5 protein-coding genes are annotated in these 24,035 nt (G+C 72.7%); 3 read left to right on the plus strand and 2 right to left on the minus strand.

Annotated features, from left to right (window positions below; genetic code table 11):
• Positions 1 to 66 precede the first annotated feature (66 nt).
• Genes JIX55_RS46945 through JIX55_RS46955 form a run of 3 tightly spaced genes read left to right on the plus strand, consistent with a single transcriptional unit; the run spans position 67 to position 4,708 of the window.
• The gene (locus JIX55_RS46945) at positions 67 to 1,776 is read left to right on the plus strand and encodes an ABC transporter transmembrane domain-containing protein (protein ID WP_257561786.1); all 1,710 of its coding nucleotides are present in this window, start codon (positions 67 to 69) and stop codon (positions 1,774 to 1,776) included.
• A complete protein-coding gene (locus tag JIX55_RS46950; protein ID WP_257561785.1) occupies positions 1,773 to 3,650 on the plus strand; it encodes an ABC transporter ATP-binding protein in 1,878 nt (625 codons plus the stop codon). Before JIX55_RS46945 ends, JIX55_RS46950 begins: the two co-directional genes overlap by 4 nt.
• Positions 3,650 to 4,708: an iron-siderophore ABC transporter substrate-binding protein gene (locus JIX55_RS46955; RefSeq protein WP_257561784.1), complete on the plus strand. Its 1,059-nt coding sequence runs from the start codon at positions 3,650 to 3,652 to the stop codon at positions 4,706 to 4,708. The genes JIX55_RS46950 and JIX55_RS46955 overlap by 1 nt, the downstream gene beginning before the upstream one ends.
• A gap of 56 nt (positions 4,709 to 4,764) precedes the next feature.
• Here the strand turns inward: JIX55_RS46955 and JIX55_RS46960 are convergent, their stop codons facing one another.
• Positions 4,765 to 4,974, minus strand: coding sequence for an MbtH family protein (locus JIX55_RS46960; RefSeq protein ID WP_257561783.1), 210 nt, complete (start codon positions 4,972 to 4,974; stop codon positions 4,765 to 4,767).
• Between the two features lie 14 nt (positions 4,975 to 4,988).
• Complete coding sequence (locus JIX55_RS46965; protein ID WP_257569207.1) at positions 4,989 to 23,873, minus strand: non-ribosomal peptide synthetase; 18,885 nt, start codon at positions 23,871 to 23,873, stop codon at positions 4,989 to 4,991.
• Positions 23,874 to 24,035: the final 162 nt, after the last annotated feature.

A 24,035-nucleotide genomic window follows, 5' to 3' on the forward strand; every position in this document is an offset into this window, starting at 1 on the left:
GTAGTTAGCCTTACCTAAGTTTTCTTGTACGTTTCCTGTGTTGGTGAAACCGGTCCGGAGGGATGCGTGAGAAGAGCGGACCCGCCGGGACGGAACGTGCTGTGGCGCGCGGTCGGCGGACAGCGTCGGGACGTCGTGCTGGGCGCGGTTCTGGGGATGGGGCACCAGACGGGCGAGGCCCTCGTGCCGGTGCTCATCGGACTGGCCATCGAGCGTGGAGTCGTGGACGGTGACGTCCCCGGACTGCTCCTCTGGCTCGCCGTCCTCGCCGTCGTGTACGTGGGGCTCTCCTTCAGCTTCCGCTTCAGTGCGAGGGCGGGTGAACGCGCCTCCGTCACCGCCGCACACCACCTCAGAACCCAGCTCGTCGGGCGCGTCCTCGCCCCCGAGGGCGGCGCCGAAGAGGGGCGCCTGCCGGGCGAGTTGACGAACATCGCCACCGAGGACGCCAAACGGGTCGGTGCCGTCGCCATGGCGCTCATCGTCGCCTTCGCGGCGACGGCGGGCCTCGTCGTCAGCGCGGTCGCGCTGCTACGGGTGTCCCTCGTCCTGGGCCTGCTCGTCCTGCTGGGCACCCCGCTGCTGCTGTGGCTGGGCCATCTGCTGAGCAAGCCCCTGGAACGGCGCAGCGAGACCGAACAGGAGCGCGCGGCCCAGGCCTCCGGTGTCGCGGCGGACCTGGTGGCCGGACTGCGCGTCCTCAAGGGCATCGGCGCCGAGACGGCGGCCGTCGCCCGCTACCGGCGCGTCAGCCAGGACTCCCTCTCCGCGACCCTGCGCGCCGCCCGCGCCGAGGCCTGGCAGAACGGCGTCGTCACCATCCTCACCGGAACGTTCATCGCCCTGGTCGCCCTCGTCGGCGGCCGCCTCGCCGCACGCGGCGACATCGGACTCGGCGAACTCGTCTCCTCCGTCGGACTCGCCCTGTTCATCGTCGGCCCGCTCACCGAATTCGCCTGGGTGAACGCCGAGTTGGCGCAGGGCCGCGCCTCGGCCGCCCGTATCGCGGACGTGCTGGACACCCCGGGCGCCGTATCCCCGGGACAGACCGCCGACGACACCCCGGCCCGTGACATCGAGGGACGGCTGACGATCCGCGCCCTCACGTACGGCACCTTGCGCGGCGTGGACATCGACATCGCCACCGGCGAGACCGTCGGCGTCGCCACCACCGACCCCGCGGACGCCACGGCGCTGCTGCGCTGTCTCGGCCGCCGTACCGATCCCGACGAAGGAGCAGTCGAGCTGGACGGCACGGCACTGACCGCGCTCGGACTGGGGGAGGTGCGCGCGGCGATCCTCGTCGCCGAGCACGACGCCGACCTGTTCGAGGGCACGGTCCTGGAGAACGTCACGGCGGCGGTCGGCGCCGCCGCACCGGCGAGAGTCACGGCCGCCATGGCCGCCTCCGACACGGACGAGGTCACCCGCGCGCTGCCCGACGGCGTCCACACCGCCGTGAGCGCGCGCGGCCGTTCGCTGTCCGGCGGGCAGCGACAGCGGGTCGCCCTGGCCCGGGCCCTGGCGGCCGACGCGCCGGTGCTCGTCGTGCACGAGCCCGTCACCGCCGTCGACGCCGTCACGGAGACCCGGATCGCCGCCGGGATCAGGGACGTCCGCAGGGGACGCACCACGCTCCTGGTGACCAACAGCCCCGCCCTGCTCGCCGTCACCGACCGGGTCGTGCTCCTCCGCGACGGCCGGGTCGCCGCGACCGGCGACCACGAGCGGCTCGTCCACGAGTGCGCGGACTACCGTACGGCGGTCCTCACATGACCGAGCCCGGTCGGACCGCCGCGACCGCCGAGGCGGCATCCCGGAGCGGCAGCCGCCCCGGACCCGTACTGCTCCCCGTCGCCACCCCCGCCCGCACCCGGGCGGCCGTCGCCGAACTGCTGCGTCCGCACCGGCGGTTGGCGCTGACCGGGTTCACCGTCATGGTCGCCTCCACCGCCGTCGGCCTGCTCGTACAGCCCCTGCTCGGCCGGATCGTCGACCTGGCCGCCGACCGCGGTGCCGTCGACGCCATCACGGCCACCGCGGCGCTGTTGGTGGTGGTCGCCGTGGTGCAGGGTGTCACCGCCGGGTTCGGGCTGTCGCTGATCGCCCGGCTGGGGGAGACGACCCTGGCCCGGCTGCGCGAACGCTTCGTCGAACGGGCGCTGGCGCTGCCGCTGGACCGGGTCGAGAAGGCCGGCGCCGGTGACCTGACGGCCCGGGTCACCGCCGACGTCTCCCTCATCGCCGACGCCGTACGCAACGCGCTGCCCGCGCTGGGGCGTTCGCTGCTCACCATCGTCCTCACCCTCGGGGCCATGGCCCTGCTGGACTGGCGGTTCCTGCTGGCGGCGCTGCTCGCGGTCCCCGTCCAGGCGGCCACCGCACGCTGGTACGTCACCCGCGCCATCCCGCTCTACGCCGAGCAGCGGGTGGCCGCGGGCGCCCAGCAACAGCAGATGCTCGACACCATCGGCGGCAGCTCCACTGCGCGGGCGTTCCGGCTGGAACGGGAGCACACCGAGCGGGTCACCGAGCGGTCCCGGTCCGTGGTGGCGCTGACCATGCGGGGCGTACGGCTCGTCCTCGGCTTCTACAGCCGGCTCCACATCGCCGAGTACATCGGGCTCGCCGCCGTCCTGGTCACCGGCTACTGGCTGGTCCGCCAGGGCTCGGCCAGTATCGGTACGGCGACCGCCGCCGCCCTGTACTTCCACAGCCTGTTCGGCCCCGTCAACGCGGCCCTCGCCCTCCTCGACGACGCCCAGTCGGCCACGGCGGGCCTCGCCCGGCTCGTCGGCGTCACGGACGAACCCGTGCCCCCGGCGCCGGACCACTCCGTCGAGGCGGGCGGCGTCGACGTCACCGTCCGGGGACTGAGCCACGCCTACCTCACCGGTCACCCCGTCCTCCACGACATCGACCTGACGATCCGCCACGGCGAACGTGTCGCCCTCGTCGGCGCCAGCGGGGCCGGCAAGACCACCCTGGCCAGAATCGTCGCGGGCATCCAGCCGCCCACCGCCGGCACCGTCCTGGTCGGCGGGGTCCCGCCCACCGACCTCGGCTCCGCCGCCTCCCGCACGATCGCCCTGATCACCCAGGAGACCCATGTCTTCGCGGGCCCTCTCGCCGACGACCTGCGGCTCGCCGCACCCGACGCCACCGACGACGAACTGCGGGCCGCGCTCGACCGTGTCGACGCCCTCGCCTGGGCCGAGGCCCTGCCCGACGGGCTCGCCACGGTCGTCGGCGACGGCGGCCACCGGCTGAGCGGCGAACGGACGCAGGCCCTCGCGCTGGCCCGGCTGATCCTCGCCGACCCGCCCCTGGTGATCCTCGACGAGGCCACCGCCGAGGCGGGCAGCGCCGGAGCACGCTCCCTGGAGAAGGCGGTCGCCCGCGCCGTGGACGGCCGCACCGCGCTGATCGTCGCCCACCGCCTCTCCCAGGCGGCGACCGCCGACCGCGTCGTCGTCATGGAATCCGGCCGCGTCGTCGAGAGCGGCACCCACGACGAACTCCGCGCCGCGCGGGGCCCCTACGCCGCCCTCTGGGCGGCCTGGTCGGACGCCCGCGACACCGGCCCCCGGCCGGCCCCCGAGACCCCCACACGTACAGCTCCACAGGAACCCGAACCGAAGGACCGCTGATGTTCCGCTCCCGTAGAGCGCCACGGCTCGCCGTCGCGCTCGCCTCCGCCACCCTGCTCCTTGCCACCGCGTGCGGTGGCGGCTCCGACGACGCGTCGGACGCCGGCGCGGAGGCGAGCACCTCCGGCGACTCCGCCTTCCCGGTCTCCGTCGACCACAAGTACGGCAGCACGACGATCAAGGAAGAGCCCGAGCGGATCGTCACGGTCGGCCTCACCGACCAGGACGCGGTCCTCGCCCTCGGCAAGGTCCCCGTCGGCACCACCGAATGGCTCGGCGGCTACAAGGGCGCCATCGGCCCCTGGGCCGAGGACAAGCTGGGCAGCGCCGAGGCACCCACCGTCCTCAAGGACACGGGTACCGGCCCGCAGGTGGAGAAGATCGCCGCCCTCAAGCCCGACCTGATCCTCGCGGTGTACGGCGGACTCACCAAGGAGCAGTACGAGTCGCTGTCCAAGTTCGCGCCCGTGGTCGCCCAGCCGAAGGCGTACAACGACTACGGCGTTCCGTGGCAGGAGCAGGCCGAGCGGATCGGCAAGGCGCTCGGCAAGCCGGACGAGGCCGCCGCGGTCGTCAAGGAGACCGAGGACACGATCGCGAAGGCGGTCGAGGAGCACCCCGAGTTCAAGGGCCAGAGCGCCGTGATGGCCACCCCGTACGAGGGCATGTTCGTCTTCGGCAGCCAGGATCCGCGCTCGCACCTCCTCACCGACCTCGGGTTCTCCCTGCCCGCGGACCTGGACAAGGTGATCGGGGACCAGTTCGGCGCCAACATCAGCAAGGAGCGCACCGACCTGCTCGACCAGGACGCCATCGTGTGGCAGGTCGCCGACGTCGCCAAGGACGCCGACAAGCTGCACAAGGACGCCTCGTACAAGGACCTGAGCGTCGTCAAGGAGGGCCGCGAGGTCTACGTCGACGAGGTCAGCGACTACGGCAACGCCCTGTCCATGGGCACCGTCCTCAGCCTCCGGTATGTCGTCGAGCGGCTCGTCCCGCAGCTGTCGGCCGCCGTCGACGGCAAGGCGGACACCAAGGTGGAGCAGCCCGCGTCCTGACACGGTTCGTGAGCACGAGGAAGGGGCCGGTCGAGCGACCGGCCCCTTCCCGTATGTCAGCCGTCCATCGACTCGGCCAGGCTGCGCGGCCGCATGTCGGTCCAGTGGGTCTCGACGTGGTCCAGGCAGGACTGCCGCGAGTCGGGCCCGTGGACCACCCGCCAGCCGGCCGGCACGTCCACGAAGTCCGGCCACAGGCTGTGCTGGTTCTCGTCGTTGACCAGCACCAGGTAGACGCCCTCGGGGTCCTCGAACGGGTTGCTCATACCACTCCTCTTCCTCACGTCGGGTTCCGCTCCGCCCACGCGACGAGCCCCCGCAGGGCCCGGAACCAGGTCTCGGCGAGATCCTGGACCGTCTCGCGTGGCAACAGTCCCTCCAGATACGACCAGTGCGCGGCCAGCACCGGCCCGGCCGCCCGGTCCTCGGTCACCACGTTGATCTCCAGCGCGTGACCCTCCCGCATCGAACCCTCCGGCCCGATGTCCGCCGAGTCCTCCTCCGGCGCGTACGACCAGTCCCTCTCCTCCGGAATCCCGAACCGGCCCAGGTAGTTGAACTCGACCCGCGCCGGCTCATGGGCCGCCAGCACCTCCCGCGTACGGGCGTTGAGGTGCCGCAGCAGGCCGTACCCGACACCGTTCGCGGGCAGCGCCGCCAGATGCTCCCGCACCCGTCGTACGGCTTCCTCCGCCGCCCGGCCCCCGGCGAAGGCCTCGGCCGTGTCGACCGGCCCCGGGTCGAGCCGTACCGGGAAGACGCTGGTGAACCAGCCGACCGTACGGGAGAGATCGACCCCGTCGCCGCCCAACTCCTCCTCGCGGCCGTGCCCTTCGAGGTCGACCAGGACCGAGGTGTCCGACCCGCCCTCGCGTCGCCGCCGGTCCGCGAAGGCCAGCCCGAGCCCCGCGAGCAGCACGTCGTTGACGGCGGCCCCGAACGCGGCCGGCACGGCCGACAGCAGCGGACCGGTGTGCTCGGCGGGCATCCGGAGGACCACCTCGCGCCGGGTCGAGGTGGTGTCGCGGTCCGGGTCCGGCTCCCGCAGAAGCGGGAAGGCCTCGGAGCCGCCCTCCAAGATGCCTGCCCAGACGGGGAGTTCGGCCTCCCGGGCCGGGTCCTCGGCCAGCTGGGTGAGGAGCCGTGACCAGCTCGCGAACGACGTCTCGACCGGGTCGAGCCGCACCTGCCGCCCGGCGCGGACGTCCCGCCAGGCGGCGGCCAGGTCCGGCAGCAGCACGCGCCACGACACGCCGTCCACCACCAGGTGGTGGGCCATCAGCAACAGCCGCCCGGGCGCGTCGCCCGCGTCGAACCACACGGCCCTGACCATCACACCCGCGTCGGGATCGAGGAGCGCCCGTGCCGTGCGCGCGTGCTCCGCCACGGCCTCGCCGAGGGCCGTGGCGCCGAGTCCGGCCACGTCGACACGGTCGATCCATCCGGCGGCGTCGACCGTCCCGGCCGCCGGGACGTGCAGCGACCAGTCGTCGGCGGCGTCGGTCGACGGCCGTACGAGGGACGCCCGCAGCAGGTCGTGCCGGTCGGCGAGGGCCTGGAGGACGGCGGTCAGGCCGGGCAGGTCCAGCTCGGCGGGGGTGCGGACGAGCGCCGACTGGTGGTAGGAGGCGAACGGGCCGCCCAGTTCGCGCAGCCAGTGCATGACCGGGGTGAGCGGCACGATGCCGGTGCCGTCGTCCTCGGGGCGGCGGGCGGTCGTGTCGACGGCCTCGGCGACCGTGCCCAGCGCCGCCACCGTGCGATGGCGGAAGACCAGCCGGGGGGTGATGCGCACGCCCGCCGCGCGCGCCCGGCCGACGAGTTGCATCGCGACGATGCTGTCGCCGCCGAGGGTGAAGAAGTCGTCGTCCACGCCGACCTGTTCGAGCCCCAGGACGTCGGCGAAGACCGCGCAGAGCGTCTGCTCCACCGGGGTGGCCGGTGCGCGGCCGGAGGACAGGGCGGAGAAGTCGGGCGCGGGCAGCGCGGCCCGGTCGAGCTTGCCGTTCGCCAGTTCCGGGAACCGGTCGAGCAGCACGACAGCTGCCGGGACCATGTGGTCGGGGAGCCGGGCGGCGACGTGGGCGCGCAGCGCGGCTGAGTCCGGGACCGCACCCGCCGAGGACGGGATCACGTAGGCGACGAGCAGCTTCCGCGCACCCTCCTGACGGACCGTCACCAAAGCCTGGCCGACGGCCGGATGGGCGGCCAGCGCGGACTCGATCTCCGCCGGTTCGATGCGGAAGCCGCGGATCTTCACCTGGTCGTCGGCTCGGCCGAGGTAGTCCAGCCGCCCGTCGGCCGTCCAGCGGGCCAGGTCACCGGTCCGGTACAGCCGGGAGCCGGGCGCCCCGAAGGGGTCGGCGACGAACCGCTCGGCCGTGAGCCCGGGAGCCCCCAGATAGCCACGGGCGAGACCGCCGCCCGCCAGGTACAGCTCGCCGGTGACACCGGGCGGTACCGGCTGGAGGAGGCCGTCGAGGACATACGCCCGGGTGCCGGCCACCGGCCGTCCCACAAGCGGGCGTTCGCTGTCCCCGACCCGCCCCACCAGGGCGTCCACCGTCGACTCGGTCGGGCCGTACAGGTTGAACGCCTCGGTGCCGCGCAGCCCGGCCAGGCGCCGCCACAGGGCGACCGGGACGGCCTCGCCGCCCACGCCGACGACCGCGAGCGGGCAGTCGTCGCCGTGCAGCAGACCGCTGTCGGCCATCTGCGCGAAGAACGACGGGGTGACCTCCAGGAAGTCGAACCGGTGCTCGACCACGGCAGCGGCGAGCAGTTCGGGGTCGCGCCGCACCTCCTCGGACACGATGTGCACACAGTGCCCGTCCAGCAGCCACAGCTGAGGCTGCCAGGACGCGTCGAAGAAGAACGACCAGGCGTGCCCCGCCCGCAGATGCCGCCGGCCGGCCGCCTCGATCGCCGGTGCGTAGAGCGTCTCGCGGTGGCTGTGGAAGAGGTTGCCGAGGGTCTCGTGGGTGATCACCACACCCTTGGGGCGGCCGGTGGAGCCCGAGGTGTAGATGACGTACGCCGGATGGCGAGGTGTCAGGGTTCCGGTCCGGTCGGCGTCGGTGAGGTCCGTGGCCTCCCGGGCGGCGATCCGGTCGGCGGTGGCGGGGTCGTCGAGCACCAGGAGGTCGGCGTCGGGTGGAAGGGCCGCCCGGAGGTCCTGGGCGGTGAGCGTCACTACCGGTCGGGCGTCGTCGAGGACATCCGCCGTACGGTCCGTCGGCGCGTCGGGATCGAGGGGCAGATACGCCGCGCCGGCCTTGTGCACGGCCAGCACGGCCACCAGGAACCGTGCGGTGCGCGGCAGCGCGAGGGCCACGAACCGCTCGGGCCCGGCGCCGACTTCGACCAGGACACGGGCCAGCCGGTTGGCCTCGGCGTTGAGATCGGCGAAGGTCAGCTCGATGCCCTCGGAGGCCACGGCGGGTAGCTCGGGGTGCTGCCGCACCCGCTCTTCGAAGAGTGCGGGCACGGTCGTCGGCCCGGCGATGAGCGGACGGCTCCGCCAGCCGCCGGTCAGCTGCCGTCGCTCGTCCGTGCCGAGGACGTCGATGCGTCCGAGCGTCAGGTCCGGGTCGGCGACGACGGCCCGCAGGACTCGTCGCAGCCGGTCCGCGAAGGACTGTGCGGTCGTGTGGTCGAACAGGTCGGCGCTGTACTCCAGCACCCCGTCCACGCCGCTGCCGTCGCCGTGCTCCACGAAGTCGAACGACAGGTCGAACTTCGCGGTGGTGTTGACGACTTCGTCCCGACGGGCCCGCAGCCCGGGCAGTCCGGTGTCCTCGCCACCGGCCGCCAGATACACCACCATCACCTGGAACAGAGGGTGTCGGGCCAGCGACCGGGCCGGGTTCAGGACCTCCACCAGCCGCTCGAACGGCACCTCCTGGTGGTCGAAGGCGGCCAGATCGGTCTCCCGCACCCGGGCCAGCAGCTCCCGGAACGTCGGCTCACCGGAGGTGTCCGTCCGCAGCACCAGCGTGTTGAGGAAGAACCCGACCAGCTCCTCCAGGGCCGCGTCGGTGCGCCCGGAGATCGGGCTGCCGATCGGGATGTCGTGCCCGGCGCCGAGCCGGCTGAGTAGGGTCGCCACGGCCGCCTGCATCACCATGAACACACTGACGCCGTTGTCGCGTGCCAACCGGTGCAGCTCCGCCGCCAGTTCGGCGTCGAGCGACAGATCGGCAGCGCCACCTCGATACGTCGACTCCAGCGGACGCGGCCGGTCGACGGGCAGCGCCAGCTCCTCCGGCAGACCGGCCAACGCCTGCCGCCAGTAGGCGATCTGACGTGCCGCCAGACTCGCGGGATCCTTCTCGTCACCGAGGACGTCCCGCTGCCACAGCGTGTAGTCGGCGTACTGGACCGGCAACGGCTCCCACTCGGGCGCCCGTCCCGCCGCACGGGCCGCGTAGGCGACCGCCAGGTCCGCGTTCAGCGGCCCTTCCGACCACTCGTCACCGGCGATGTGGTGCAGCAGGAGGAGCAGCGTCCACTCCTCCGGGCCCGTCCGGAACACATGGACGCGCACCGGCAGTTCACGGTCCAGCTCGAAGCCGTACGAGCCCGCCCGGGCCAGCCGCTCGGGCAGCCGACGGGAGTCCGTCTCCTCCACCTCGAACGGCACGCGCACCTCGTCCGCGTCCAGCACCCGCTGGAAGGCCCGCCCCTCCTCGTCGGGGAAGACCGTGCGAAGCGTCTCGTGCCGGACGACCAGATCGTGCATGGCCGCCCGCAACGCCTCGACGTCCAGCTGACCGGTCAGCCGCCAGGCCGAGGGGATGTTGTACGTCGCACTCGCGCCCTCCACCTGGTACAGCACCCACAGGCGCTGCTGCGCGGACGACAGCGGCAGCCGCTCGGGACGCGTCCGCACCCCGAGCGCCGGCCGGGCCCGGACGTCGGCCGTGGAGCCCTCCGCCAACCGCTGCGCGAGCCGGGTGACCGTCGGCGCGTCGAACACCGTGCGCAGCGGCACATCGGCCCCGAACGCCGCCCGGACGCCGGCGACCAGCCGCATGGCCAGCAGAGAGTGGCCGCCCAAAGCGAAGAAGTCGTCGTCGACGCCTACCCGGTCCACGCCCAGCACGTCCGCGAAGAGACCGCAGAGGATCTCCTCACGCGGATCCCGTGCCCGGCCGCCGGTGCCGCTGCCCGCCGCGAAGTCCGGCGCGGGCAGCGCCCGGCGGTCCAGTTTGCCGTTCGGCGTCAGCGGCAGCGCGTCGAGGACGACGACGGCCGCGGGAACCATGTGCTCGGGCAGGGCCGCGGCGGTGTGGGCCCGCAGCGCCACCGGATCGGGGACCTCCCCGGCGGCGGGGACGACGTAGGCGACGAGCCACTGCTCGTGCGGTACGACGACCGCGTGGGCCACGGACGCGTGCCGGGCCAGCACGGCCTCGATCTCACCGGGCTCGATGCGCACGCCACGGATCTTGACCTGGTGGTCGGTGCGGCCGAGGAAGTCGAGCGTGCCGTCCGCCCGCCAGCGTGCCAGGTCGCCCGTCCGGTACATCCGGTCGCCCGGGCCGCCGTACGGGTCGGCGACGAACCGCTCGGCCGTGAGGCCCGGGCGGTCGAGGTAGCCGCGGGCGAGCTGGACGCCCGCCAGATACAGCTCACCCGCCACGCCCGGCGGCACCGGCCGCAGCGCCGCGTCCAGGACATGGGCCCGGGTGTTCCACACGGGACTCCCGATCACCACCCGGTCGGCACCCGGAACCACCTGGCCGGCCGTGACGTCGACCGAGGCCTCCGTCGGCCCGTACAGGTTGTGCAGCTCGGCCGACAGCACCTCGTGGAAGCGCTCCGCCACCGGCAAGGGCAGCGCCTCACCGCTGCACATCACCCGCCGCAGACTCGTGCACCGTGCGGCGGCCGGTTCGTCCAGGAACACCTGGAGCATCGACGGCACGAAGTGCGTGGTCGTCACGCTCTGTTCGCGGATCAGCTCCGCCAGATACGCCGGGTCCTTGTGGCCTTCCGGCCGGGCGACGACCAGCGTGGCCCCGGTGATCAGCGGCCAGAAGAACTCCCACACCGACACGTCGAAGCCGGACGGGGTCTTCTGCAGCACCCGGTCCTCGGGGCCCAGTCCGTACGCGTCCTGCATCCAGAGGAGTCGGTTGACGATGCCCTCGTGCGGGACGACGACACCCTTGGGGCGGCCGGTCGAGCCGGAGGTGTAGATCACGTAGGCCGGACTCAACGGGTCGTGGGCCGCCGGGAGTTCGCCCTCCGGCCCCTGCGGGAGCGCGTCCTCGACGACGCACACCGGCCGTGCCTCTTCCAGCATGAGGGCGAGTCGCTCCCGTGGCTGATCGGCATCCAGCGGCAGATAGGCGCCGCCCGCCCGGTGGACCGCCAGCAGGGCGACGACGAGGTCCACCGAACGCGGCAACGCCACCGCCACCGTACGCTCCGGGCCCACGCCCAGCCCGGCCAGGACCCGTGCCGTCCGCTCGACCCGCTCGTCCAACTCGGCGTAGGAAAGCCGCTGTTCGTCGTGAACGAGAGCTACCGCGTCCGGCGTCCGTGCCACCTGCGCGCGGAACAACTCCGGCAGGGTCGTCGCCGGTACGTCGTGTCCGGTGTCGTTCCACCGGACGAGCACCGACTCCCGCTCGGCCTCCTCCAGCACCTCCAGATCCCGTACGGGGATGTCGGGTTCGGCGGCCACCTGTTCCAGCAGTCGTACCAGGCGACCGGCCAGTCGCCGGGCCGTCTCCTCGTCGTACAGGTCGAGCGCGTACTCCAGCAGCAGGGTGAGGCGATCCCGGCCGGCCTCGTCCACGAAGGTGAAGTGGAGGTCGAACTTGGCCATGCCCGTGTCCATGTCGAACCACTCGGTGGGCATGCCGAGCACATCCGGGTCGCCGTCGGGCCGGTAGTGGTAGCCGAGCATGACCTGGAAGAGCGGGTTGCGGCCGGCGACCCGGGGAGGGTTGACGGCCTCGACGACGTGGTCGAAGGGAAGGTCCTGGTTCTCGAACGCCTCCAGGGCGGATTCCCGTACCCGCGACAGCAGTTGACGGAAAGTGAGCCAGCCGTCGCCGCCGGACAGGTCGGTGCGCAGGACGAGCGTGTTGACGAAGAAACCGACCAGGTCGTCGAGCGCGTCGTCCGTGCGCCCCGCGATGGGTGCCCCCAGCGGAATGTCGTCCCCGGCGCCGAGCCGGTGCAGCAGCGCCGCCGTGGCCGCCTGGAACAGCATGAACATGCTGGTGTTGGTGGCGCCGGACAGTCCGCGCAGGGCGCGGCCGGTATCGCCGGTCAGGTCCAGGCGGACCTTGCCGCCACGTCCGGTGGGCTCGTCCGGCCGGGGCCGGTCGAGGGGCAGCGACAGCTCCTCCGGCAGCTCGCGCAGGGCCTCGGTCCAGTGGCCCAGCTGGGCCTCGCCGACCTGCCCGAGCAGCGTGTCCTGCCACAGGGTGTAGTCGGCGTACTGGACCGGCAGCGGCGCCCACTCCGGTGCGCGGCCCTCGACACGGGCCCGGTACGCGGTGGTGAGATCACCGAGGAACGGCCGGTCGGACCACTCGTCGGTGGTGATGTGGTGCAGCATCAGCGCCACCACGTGGTCACCGGCCCCGAGCCTCAACACCTCGGATCGTACGGGGAGTTCGGCACTCAGGTCGAACGGCCGCCGCTGAGCCGCCGCGATGCGCGCGGCCAGTTCGTCCTCGGTGACATCGGTGACCTGGAATTCGGGTTCCGCCTGGCCCGGCGGCACGATCCACTGGTACGGCTCACCGTTCTCCTCCAAGAACCGTGTACGCAAGGCCTCATGACGGTCAGTCACGTCATGCAGTGCCGCTCGCAGCGCGTCGAGGTCCAGCTCGCCGCGCAGCCGGAAGACGAGGGGGAAGTTGTAGGCGACACCGCCGCCGGTGATGCGTTCCACCAGCCACAGCCGCCGCTGGGCCGCCGACAGCGGGATGCGCGCGGGCCGCTCGGACGCCGGCCGCAACGCGGGCCGCGCCGGCCGTCCGGCCTCCGCCCGCAACGCCAGCGTCTCGGGGGTGGGCGCCTCGAAAAGGTCCCGGATCGCCAGTTCCGCGCCCAGTTCGGTGCGGGCCCGGCTGATCAGCCGGGTCGCGAGCAGCGAGTGGCCGCCCAGATCGAAGAAGTTGTCCTCCGCGCCGGTGCGGGGCAGTCCCAGTACCTCGGCGAAGAGCCGGCACAGCACCTCCTCGACGGGGGTTGCCGGGCCCCGCCCCTCCGACAGGGCGACCGCGGGCTCGGCGTCCGGCAGCGCCCGTACGTCGAGCTTGCCGTTGTCGTTCATCGGCAGCCGGGGCAGCACCACGAAGGCGGCCGGAACCATGTAGCCGGGCAGCCGCTGGCCCAGGTCCTCGCGCACCCGTCGGACGAGGGCCCCGTTGCCGCGTGTCGCGGTCGGGGTGTTGGCGTACGGGGCGGTGCCGCGCTCCGGGCGGGGGAGATGCAGACCGGCCGTGCGGCGAGGCGTGGTTCCCCGTACGAACACGGCGTCGAAATAGCCCGGCTCTTCGGACCACGTGGTCAGGACGTGGTAGCCGTGGGATTCGCCGAGCGCGCGCAGGTCCTCCGGCTCCACCACGGGAGCGACCATCGCGCCCGGCAGCCCCCGCCCGGCCTCCAGCGCCCGCAGCGCTCCGAGGTCGCCCGCCGTACGCGCGTCCGGCACCCGCCGTACGCGCAGCAGGTCGGCCCCCGAGAGGTGCCCGACGAGCGCGCTCCACCCGGACCACTCCACCACCGGGGCGTCGTCCAGGCGCAGGACGTCCGACGACTCCTCGTACACCACCACGTCGTACCGGTACCGGGTCAGCTCGTTCTGGTGCCGTCCGTTCTTGGTGCGCAGCTCGACGTCGAAGCCGAGCGAGGCGAACCAGTCCGGGTCGACCAGCAGTTCCTTCTCCAGCGTGAGTCCCCGGTCCACGGCCCGGCGCAGGGCCTCCGGATCGAGGTCGGTGCCCGCCCGCGCGAGCTGGATGCCCGTCTGGAACACGCGGGCCTGCCGCAGATCGCGCACGTCGCCGAGGAACAGCGCGCCGCCGGGCGCCAGCAGCCCCATCGCGCCCCGGATCACCTCGCGCAGGTGATCCAGGCTGGGGAAGTACTGAACGACGGAGTTGATGACGACCGTGTCGAAGAAGCCGGTCGGCAGCCCGTCGGTGACCTCGGCGGGCTGGCACCGCAGTTCCACCTTGCGTGCCAGCTCCGGGTCGGCCCGCAGGTCCTCGCCGAGCTTGCGGATCACGGGCGCGGCGAAGTCCGTCGCCCAGTACGCCTCGGTGTCCGGGGCGAGCCGCGACAGCAGCAGACCGGAGCCGACGCCGATCTCCAGGACGCGACGAGGCCGCAGCTCGTGGATGCGCTCGACCGTCGCCTCGCGCCACTCCCGCATGTGCTCCAGCGGGATCGGCTCGCCGTCGTAGGAGCTGTCCCAGCCCGCGAAGTCCTCGGTGAAGAGGGCGGTGCCGATCTCGGTGTACTCGGCCGAGTAGATCTCCTGCCACTCGCCGATCTGCTCCCGCTCGGCCGACTGCCTTGCCCGCTCGTCGGGTTCGGCCGGCACGACGTACCCCACGAGCCGCTTCGTACCGGGCGCGGAGGTGTCGTCGCGCGCGATCACGGCGGCCTGGGAGATCTCGGGATGCTGCGCGAGCGCGGTCTCGATCTCGCCCAGCTCCACCCGGTAGCCGCGGATCTTGACCTGGTCGTCGGTACGGCCGAGGAAGTCCAGGTTGCCGTCCGGGCGGCGTCGTACCAGGTCACCGGTGCGGTACACGCGCTCGCCCGGTTGCCCGTACGGGTCCGCCACGAACCGCTCGGCGGTCAGGCCGGGCCGGTCGAGGTAGCCGCGCGCCAGACCGACACCCGCGATGTACAGCTCGCCCGCCACTCCGTCCGGCACCGGCCGCATCCAGGTGTCGAGGATGCGGGCCCGGGTGGCGCGGATCGGGCGCCCCACGGTCGGGGTCGCGCTGTCCTGCGTGCCACCGCCGAGCGTGTTGATCGTGTACTCGGTCGGGCCGTACAGGTTGTAGCCGTACGTCCCCTCCGTGTCCCGCAGTGTGTTCCACACCGTCTCGGTGACGGCCTCGCCGCCGAGCAGCACCAGCGGCGGCCGGTGGCCCTCCAACAGGCCCTCCTCGATGAGGAGATGGGCGTACGTCGGCGTCACATTGACCACGTCGACGCGGTGTTCCTCGCAGTACGCCACCAGCGCGGTCGCGTCCCGTCGCAACTCCTCGTCGCAGACGTGGACTTCATGCCCCTCGACGAGCCACAGCAGCTCCTCCCAGGACATGTCGAACGCGAACGACACGGTGTGCGCGATCCGCAGCCGCCGCCCGCCCGCCGCCGCGATCGCCGGGGCGAAGATCTCCTTCTGGTGGTTGAGCTGCATGTTCGTCAGTCCGATGTACGGCGTGACGACACCCTTGGGGCGACCTGTCGAACCCGAGGTGTAGATCACGTACGCCGGGTGGTCCAGGCTGAAGGACACCGAGACCGGGTCGGCCGGGAGGTCCGCCAGTTCGGCCGCCACCTCCGGGTCGTCCAGCAGGACGCGTGGCGTGTCGCCCGTCAGAGTCCGTGACACGTTCTCCGTCGACAGCAGGAACAGCGGGCGGGCGTCCGCCAGCATCAGCGACAGCCGTTCGGCCGGATGGTCCAGCTCCAGCGGCAGATACGCCGACCCCGTGCGCAGCACCGCGAACAGCGCCACCACCATGTCGATCGAGCGGGGCAGGCCGAGCGCGATGACTCTCTCGGGTCCGGCTCCCCGCGCGATCAGCAGCCGGGCCATGCGGTTGCAGCGCGCGTCGAGTTCGGCGTAGGTGAGGGTCTGCGCGCCGAAGACGAGGGCGGTCGCGTCCGGTGTACGAGCCGCCTGCGCGGCCAGCATGTCCGCCACCGTCTCGTGCGGCACGGGCTGACGATGGTCGGCCTCCGCACGGGCGAGCGCGGCGATCTCGGCGGGCAGCAGGGGATCCAGCGAACCGACGGGGGCGGACGGGTCGGCCACCAGCCGGTCCACCAGCAGCACGAAACGGTCCAACAGGCGTTGCGCGTAAGCGTCTTCCAGCAGGTCGGGACGGTAGGCGAGGGTCACCCGGACCCGCTCACCCGGCGTGACCACCAGGTTCGCCGGGTAGTGCGTGGCGTCCACATTGGCCACGGCCGTCGCGCCGTGCCGCTCGCGCAGCTCGGCGAGTCGCTCGTCGGTGTCGGCGTTGCGCAGCACGAACAGCGTGTCGAAGAGGCGCCGATGGCCCGTGTCGGCCTGGAGCACCCCCAGGCCCAGGTACTCGTACGGCATGACCTCCAGCCGCTCGCCCTGGATCCGGCGCAGCAGATCGAGCACCGGCTCGCGCGGGTCGAAGGCGATGCGCGCGGGCACGGTGTTGAGGAACATACCGATGACGTTCTCGACCTCCGGCACCTCGCTCGGCCGCCCGGCGACCGTCGTGCCGAACGCGATGTCCGTACGGCCCGTCGCGCCGGCCAGGACCAGACCCCAGGCCGCGTTGAGCACGGTGTTGAGGGTCAGGCCGTGGTTGCGTGCGGTGCCGCGCAGCCGCTCGGCGACCGCCGCGTCGAGCACGGCGTCCAGGTGTTCCGGGATCACCGGCTCCTGACCCCGGTCGGCGGCGGTGGGTGCGAGGAGCGTCGGCTCCTCGAAGCCGGACAGGGCCGCGCGCCACGCCAGGGTCGCCTCGCTGTCGTCCTGCCGCTCCAGCCAGGTCAGGTAGTCGCGGTACGAGCCGGGACGGGCGAGGCCCGCCGGGTCGCCCCCGCTCTCGTACAGTGCGAACAACTGGTCCAGGAACAGCCAGGCCGACCAGCCGTCCCACAGGATCAGATGACGGCCGACGATCAGCCGGTCGCCTCGCTCGTCACCGAGCCGTACGAGCAGCATCCGGAAGAGGAGGGGACGGGTGAGGTCGAAGCGCTGTGACCGCGACTCCCCCAGCAACTCCCGCATCCGCCGGTCCTGTTCGGCCGCCGGAAGCCCCGCCAGATCCACCTCCGTCAACGGGATCTCGACGTCCCGCACGATGAACTGCACCGGCTGGCGCAGGCCTTCACTCGTGAACCCGGCACGCAGACTGGGATTGCGGGCCAGCAGCGTGCGCATGGCCGCCACCAACCGCTCCGTGTCCACGCGTTCGGCGAAGTCGAAGGACTCGTGGACCGTGTAGACGTCCAGGGAGCTGTCGTCGAAGTTCGAATGGAAGAACAGGCCTTCCTGGAGCGGGGCGAGGGGCCATACGTCCTCGACCCGGCCCGGAGCGAGCCGCTCGACCTGCTCCCGCTCCTCCTCGGTCAGCCTGAACGCGGACTGGGCAGGCGTGTCCCCCGTCGTCGTCTGCTCGATGCCGGCCGCCGCCGCGAGCGCCGCCGGTGTGCGGTGCTCGAACACATCCCGCGGGCCGATCACCAGACCCGCACGGCGGGCCCGGCTGGAGACGGCGATCGAGCTGATGCTGTCACCGCCGAGCAGGAAGAAGTCGTCGTCGACCCCGGCCTCCGCCAGCTTCAGCACCGAGGCGAAGATCTCGGTGAGCAACTGCTCGCGGGGGCTGCCCGGCGCGCGGGTGACAGCCGCCCGTACGGCCTGTGGGGCGGGCAGCGCGGCCCGGTCCAGCTTGCCGCTGGGCGTGAGCGGCAGCGCGTCGAGGACCACCCAGGCACTGGGAACCATGGGGGACGGGAGAGACCCGGCAAGGGCCTCGCGGAGATCGGTCACCTCGGCGTCGCCGACGGGCACGACGTACGCGGCGAGCGTGTCCTCCCGTACCGTCACGGCGGCGTGCGCCACCTCCGGCAGCCGTACGAGGGCGGCCTCGATCTCACCGAGTTCGATCCGGTTGCCGCGCAGCTTGACCTGGCGGTCGGTGCGGCCCAGATACTCGATCACCCCGTCCGCGCGGCGCCGGACCAGGTCACCGGTGCGGTACATCCGGCTGCCGGGCGGCCCGTACGGATCGGCGGGGAACCGCTCGGCGGTCAGCGCCGGCCGGGCGTGATAGCCGCGGGCGAGCTGGACACCGGTCAGGTACAGCTCGCCGGGGACGCCGTCGGGGACGGGCCGCAGACAGGTGTCCAGGACCCGCAGGCCGGTGTTCCAGACGGGGCGCCCGATGGGCACGGAGGCGCCTTGGTCCTCGCCGGAGGCGTACGGGTGGTAGGTGACGTCGACGGCTGCCTCGGTCGGGCCGTACAGGTTGTGCAGCGGAACGCCCGTCAGCGCGTGCCAACGGCTCGCGGCGGTGACCGGGAGCGCCTCGCCGCTGCTCAGGACCCGGCGGAGCGATGCCGACCAGGTGGGGTCGCCGGTGACCTCGTCGTGCTGGAGGAAGGCCTCCAGCATCGACGGCACGAAGTGCAGGGTCGTGATGGACTGCTCCCGTACGAGTCCCGCCAGGTAGGCGGGGTCGCGGTGGCCGTCCGGCCGGGCGAGCACCACGGTCGCGCCTTCGAGGAGCGGCCAGAAGAACTCCCACACGGACACGTCGAAGCTGGACGGCGTCTTCTGCAGCACCCGGTCGTCCGGGCCCAGCCCGTACTCGCCCTGCATCCACGCGAGCCGGTTCACGATGGCGCGGTGGGTGACGACGACGCCCTTGGGGAGGCCGGTCGAGCCGGAGGTGTAGATGAGATAGGCGGGGTCGTCGGGGCGTGCGGCGACGGGTACGACAGTGCCTCTGGTGGGCTCGTCCTCCATGGCATCGAGCAGCAGCACGGAAGGAACGTTCCGCTCGTGCGACCGGGACGGCCGGGGCAGCCGGTCGGCCGTCCCGGACAGCGTGACCACCGTCGTGGCGCCCGAGTCGGCGAGCATATGGGCCACCCGGTCGGGCGGGTAGTCCAGGTCCACCGGCAGATAGGCGGCACCCGACTTCAACACGCCCAGCAACACCACCATCAGCTCCGCCGAGCGCGGCACGGCGACCGCCACGAACGCCCCCGGCCCGGTACCCCGACCGCGCAGCCGCACGGCCAACTCCTCGGCCCGGGAGTCCAGTTCGGCGTAAGTCAGCCGCTCGCCCTCGAAGACGACGGCCGTCGCGTCCGGCGTCCGGGCCACCTGAGCGGCGAAACCCTCGGCCAGGGTGATCTCCGGTACGAGGTGTTCCTCGCCGGTGGGACGGGCGCGCAGCGCCTCGTCGGGGGTCAGCAGTTCGACGGAAGCCGCGGTGCGGTCCGGCGCCTCGGCGATCGTCTCCAGGACGCGGGCCAGGCGGTCGCCGAGTGTGCGGACGGTGTCGCCGTCGAGGCGTTCCGCGTGGTGCTTGAGCCGTAGGTCGAGCCGTCGGCCGGGCTTGACGACGAGGGCGAGCGGATAGTGCACGGCGTCGTGGAAGGCGTCGCCGGTGATCCGTACGGTGCCCGAGGGGTCCCGGAGGCCCGACTCGGCGGGATAGTTCTCGAACACCACGAGCGTGTCGAAGAGTTCGCCGGAGCCCGCGTGCCCGGTGAGCCGCTGGATCTCGGCCAGGCCCAGGTGCTGGTGGTCCAGCAGCCGGGACTGCTCCTCCTGGAGCCGGACGAGCAGGTCCCCGAGGGATTCGCGGGGCCCCCAACGGAAGCGTGTCGGGAGGGTGTTGATGAACAGGCCCACCATCGAGGCGATGCCGTCGACCTCGCCGTCGCGCCCCGAGACCGTGGTGCCGAACACGACGTCGTCGCGGCCGGTCAGCCTGCCCAGCAGCAGCCCCCAGGCCCCCTGGACCACCGTGCCCAGGGTGACACCGTGCTCTCGGGCCCGCTCGGCGAGCCGCGCGGTGGTCCGTTCGGACAGCTCCACCCGCACATGCCCCGGCCGTACGGGCGCCCCCTCGGCCGGGGCGTCGACCAGCCGCGTCGGCTCGTCCAGGCCGGCGAGCGCGTCGCGCCAGGCCGCACGGGCCGCGTCATCGTCCCGCTCACCCAGTCGGCGCAGGAAGCCGCGATACGGGGCGACCTCGGGCAGCGGCGGAGTGTCGGTGCCGTAGTACGCCATCAGTTCGCGGTGCAGCACCGGCAACGACCAGCCGTCAGCGACGATGTGATGGAACGTCAGCACCAGGCGGCTGCGCTCCCCGCCCAGCCGGACCAGGGCACAGCGCAGCAGCGGCGGCGCGGCCAGGTCGAAGCCCCGGGCCCGCTCGTCGGCGGCCACCACGTCGCCCAGCGTCTCCCGCACCTCCCCGTCCTGCGACGAGAGGTCGACCTCCCGCCACGGCAGTTCGGCGTCCCGCGTGATGATCTGCACCGGCGTGCCGTCCGGGCGCTGACGGAAGGCGGCCCGCAGCGGTGCGTGCCGGTCCAGCAGGCGCTGCGCGGCCCGGCGCAGTACAGAGCCGTCGACCGGCCCGGCCAGGTCGAGGACCTGCTGGACGACGTATGTGTCCCCGTCGGCGCCGCCGGTGAGCGCGTGGAAGAAGAAGCCCTGCTGGAGCGGGGTGAGCGGCAGCAGTTCCTCGACCGGCAGCGGGTGGGCGCCCTGGATCTCGGCGAGTTCGGCTTCGTCGACCTCCACGAGCGGGACGTCGGTGGTGTGCTCGTCCGTGCGCTCGACGGCGGCCCTGGCCAGCGCCTCGACCGCGCGGTGCCGGAACACGTCACGTGTGGTGAGTCGGAGGCCCGACTCCCGTGCGCGGATGAGGAGTTGGATGGCGGTGATGCTGTCGCCGCCGAGCGCGAGGAAGTCGTCCTCGGCCGTCACCGCGTCCAGCCCCAGCACCTCGGCGTACAGCCCGCACAGCAGCCTCTCGCGGGTGGTGCGCGGGGCACGGCCGGAGCTCATCGCCGCGTAGTCCGGGGCCGGCAGGGCTCGCGCGTCGATCTTGCCGCTGGGAGTGACCGGCAGGGCGTGCAGCGGGACGAACGCCGAGGGGACCATGTAGTCGGGCAGCCACTCGGCGGCGTGCCCACGCAGGGTCCGCATCAGCGCGCCGACGTCACGGAAGGGCGCGGGCCGGTTGGCGTGCGGGTACGCGTCGGCCGTCCGATACAGGGGGCCGAAGGGGCCGTCGAGGACGAGTACGGCGTCGAACGCGCCGTCGTCGGCGCTCCCGTTCCAGGTGAGAGCAGCCCGGTAGCCGTACTGCGCCGCCAGCGCGTGCACGTCCTCCGGATCGGTCCCGGGAGCCGCCTCCCGGCTGCTGCCCTCCAGCCGCCGCAGGTCCGCCAGGTCGTCCGCGAGCCGCGCGTTGGGCACACCGGTGATCCGGAGCCCGCCCGGCCGCCCGGCCAGCAGCGCCGCCAGCCCGTCGAGGCCGCCGACCGCCGCCCAGTTGGCCTCCGGCACCTCCGGCAGGACCGACCGAGCCTCCGGACGCAGCACGACGTCGTACCGGTATCGGCTCAGCTCGTTGTGATGCGTGGCCCGCTTGATCTGGATCTCGGTGTCGAAGCCGTCCAGCGCGGCGAAGAAGTCCGGGTCGAGGAGGAGCTCGCCCTCCCAGCGCACCGACCGCTCGACGGCCGCCCGCAGCGCGCTCTTGTCCGCTCCCTCGTCACCGGTGTCCCGCCGGGTCTCCACCGCCGCGCGCAATGTGCGCAGCAGCCGCAGATTGCGCACGTCGCCGAGGAAGATCCGCCCGCCGGGCGCCAGCAGCCCCGACACCTGGCGCAGTACGTCGACCAGGTACTCCCCGCTGGGGAAGTACTGGGCGACCGAGTTGATGACGACCGTGTCGAAGTACCCGGCCGGCAGGCCCTCCGTGTCGTGGGCCGGCCGGGCCCGCAGCTCGACCTTCGCGGCCAGCTCCGGATCGGCGCCCACCTGCGCGCGCAGCACCGTGACGGCCTGCGCCGAGAGATCGGTGCCCCAGTACGCCTCGCAGTCGGGCGCGATCCGGGACAGGATCAGGCCGCTGCCGACACCGATCTCCAACACCCGGCGGACCGTGCCGAGTTCGCGGATACGCTCGACGGTCGCCGCCCGCCACTCCCGCATCTCCTCGACGGGGATCGGTGTGCCGTCGTACATGCTGTTCCAGCCCGCGTAGTTCTCGCGGAGGCCGGAAGTGTAGGCGCCCTCTCCTGCCGAATCCTCGGATCCGGCCGCCCCGTAGAGGAGTTCGTGCAGCTCCTTCCACTCCTCGACCCGTGCGTCCGGGTCCGCCTCGCGCGGCCCGTCGAGGGCGGGGACGACGTAGGCGGCGAGGCGGCGGTCGCCGGGGCGGTCCTCGCGGACGACCACGGTGACCTGGTCGACGGCCGGGTGGCCGCGCAGCACCGACTCGATCTCGCCCGGCTCGATACGGAAGCCACGGATCTTGACCTGCGCGTCGGCGCGCCCGAGGAATTCCAGTCGTCCGTCGGCCCGTCGGCGGACCAGGTCGCCGGTGCGGTAGAGCCGTTCGCCGGGCTCCCCGAACGGGTCGGCGACGAACCGCTCGGCGGTCAGATCCGGACGACCGAGATAGCCCCGGGCCAGACCGGCCCCGCCCAGATACAGCTCGCCGGTGACCCCGGCGGGCACGGGCCGCAGGAACGCGTCCAGGACGTACGCCCGGGTGCCCGGGTCGGGCACACCGATCGGGACGATCGCCCCGGCCGGGGTGTCGGGATCGCACAGCCCGAGCGTGGAGTTGGTGGTCGCCTCCGTGGGGCCGTACGCGTTGAACATCATCCGCCCGCGCGCGTACCGCCCCACCAGTTCGGGGGAGACGCGCTCGGTGCCCGCCAACAGTGTGGCGGAGGGCGGGAGCAGGACGTCTTCGGGCATGGCGGCGAGCAGTGCGGGCGGCAGGATCATGAAGGTGATGCCGTGCGCGTTCGCGTAGTCGGCGAGGGGTGCGCCGGGCACGCGCCGCTCCGCCGGGACGACGACGAGGCGGCCGCCGGACAGCAGTCCGAGGCACAGGTCCCAGAAGGCGACGTCGAAGCTCGGCGAGGCGAACTGCAGCACCCGGCTGTGCGGGCCGATGCCGAACCGCTCGCTCTGCGTGGCCACCAGCTTCGCCACGCCGCCGTGCGCGAGGACGACACCCTTGGGGCGGCCGGTCGAGCCCGAGGTGTAGATCACATAGGCGGAGTTGAGGACGGTGAGGGGCGCCCCGCGGTCCGACTCGGTGGGATCGTGGGCCGGCCGCCGCGCCAACTCGGCCGCCGTGGCGGGCGAGTCCAGCACCAGCAGCCCCATGCCGTCGACCGGATCGGGGAGGTCCCGCGCGGTCTCCCCGGTGGTCACCATGCAGACGGGCCGCGCGTCGCCCAGCATGTACGCGATCCGGTCCGCCGGGTAGTCGTGGTCGATCGGCAGATAGGCGGCACCGGCCTTCATGACGGCCACCTCCGCCACGATCAGCTCGGCGGAACGCGGCAGCGCGAGGGCGACGATCCGCTCGGGGCCCGCACCCCGGGCGATCAGCGCGTGTGCCAGGCGGTTGGCGCGCTCGTCCAGTTCGGCGTAGGTGAGTTCCTCGTCCTCGAAGATCAGGGCCACGTCGTCCGGCCGCTGCCGTACCTGCTCGGCGAACATCGCGGGCCAGGTGTCCGCCGGCACCGCGTGCGCGGTGTCGTTCCAGTCGAGGACGACCTGGCGGTACTCCTCCGGTCCCATCAGATCGAGACGGGCCACGGGTGTGCCGGGCCGGGCGAGGGCGTCGGCGAGGACGGTCCGGTAGTGGCCGAGGAGCCGCTCGATCGTCGTACCGTCGAAGAGACCGGGGTGGTACGACGCCCGCACCGAGCCCTCGTCCACCTCCAGCAACACGTCCAGCGGGGCGGGCAGTTCACCGGCGGGCCGGGCGGCCGTGGCGAACGCCGTGTTGAAGAACAGGCCGCCGCCGCGCGTCGGCCGGGGCTTCAGCTCCTCGACCAGGAGGCCGATGGGCACCCGGTGGGTCTCCGCCTCCTCCCACGCCTGCGTCACCCGCCGCACCAACTCGGCGAACGTGGGCTCGTGTTCGACGGACACCCGCAGCGGGAGCCCGTCATGGCCCACCGTCAGGTCCGTCGCCCCGGTGTAACGGTGCAGCAGGGCGACGAACGCCGTGAGCCGTACGGCGTCGGGGGCGTCCGGGACATCCGACAGCGCGCGCGTGTCCCGTTGGGGAACCGGCTGCGGCGGATGGGGCCGATCGGCAGGCAGTGAGATCTCCAGCGGAAGCGGTGTCAGCAACCGCCGCCAATGGGCCAGGACTTCCTCGGAACCGCACACAGCAGTGAGCCTCCCCAGCGGGTCGGGGTCCCGGCCCTGGGCCGGGGTCGCCGACATACTAAGGTAAGGGTTACCTAATTCACAGGGTGCTCATGGAGACTTCCCAGGAGCGCGGGACGGCAATCGGCGGAAGACCTACAGTTCAACGGGCACTCGCCCTAC

This window comes from Streptomyces sp. DSM 40750 (genome assembly GCF_024612035.1).
Lineage (GTDB): Bacteria > Actinomycetota > Actinomycetes > Streptomycetales > Streptomycetaceae > Streptomyces.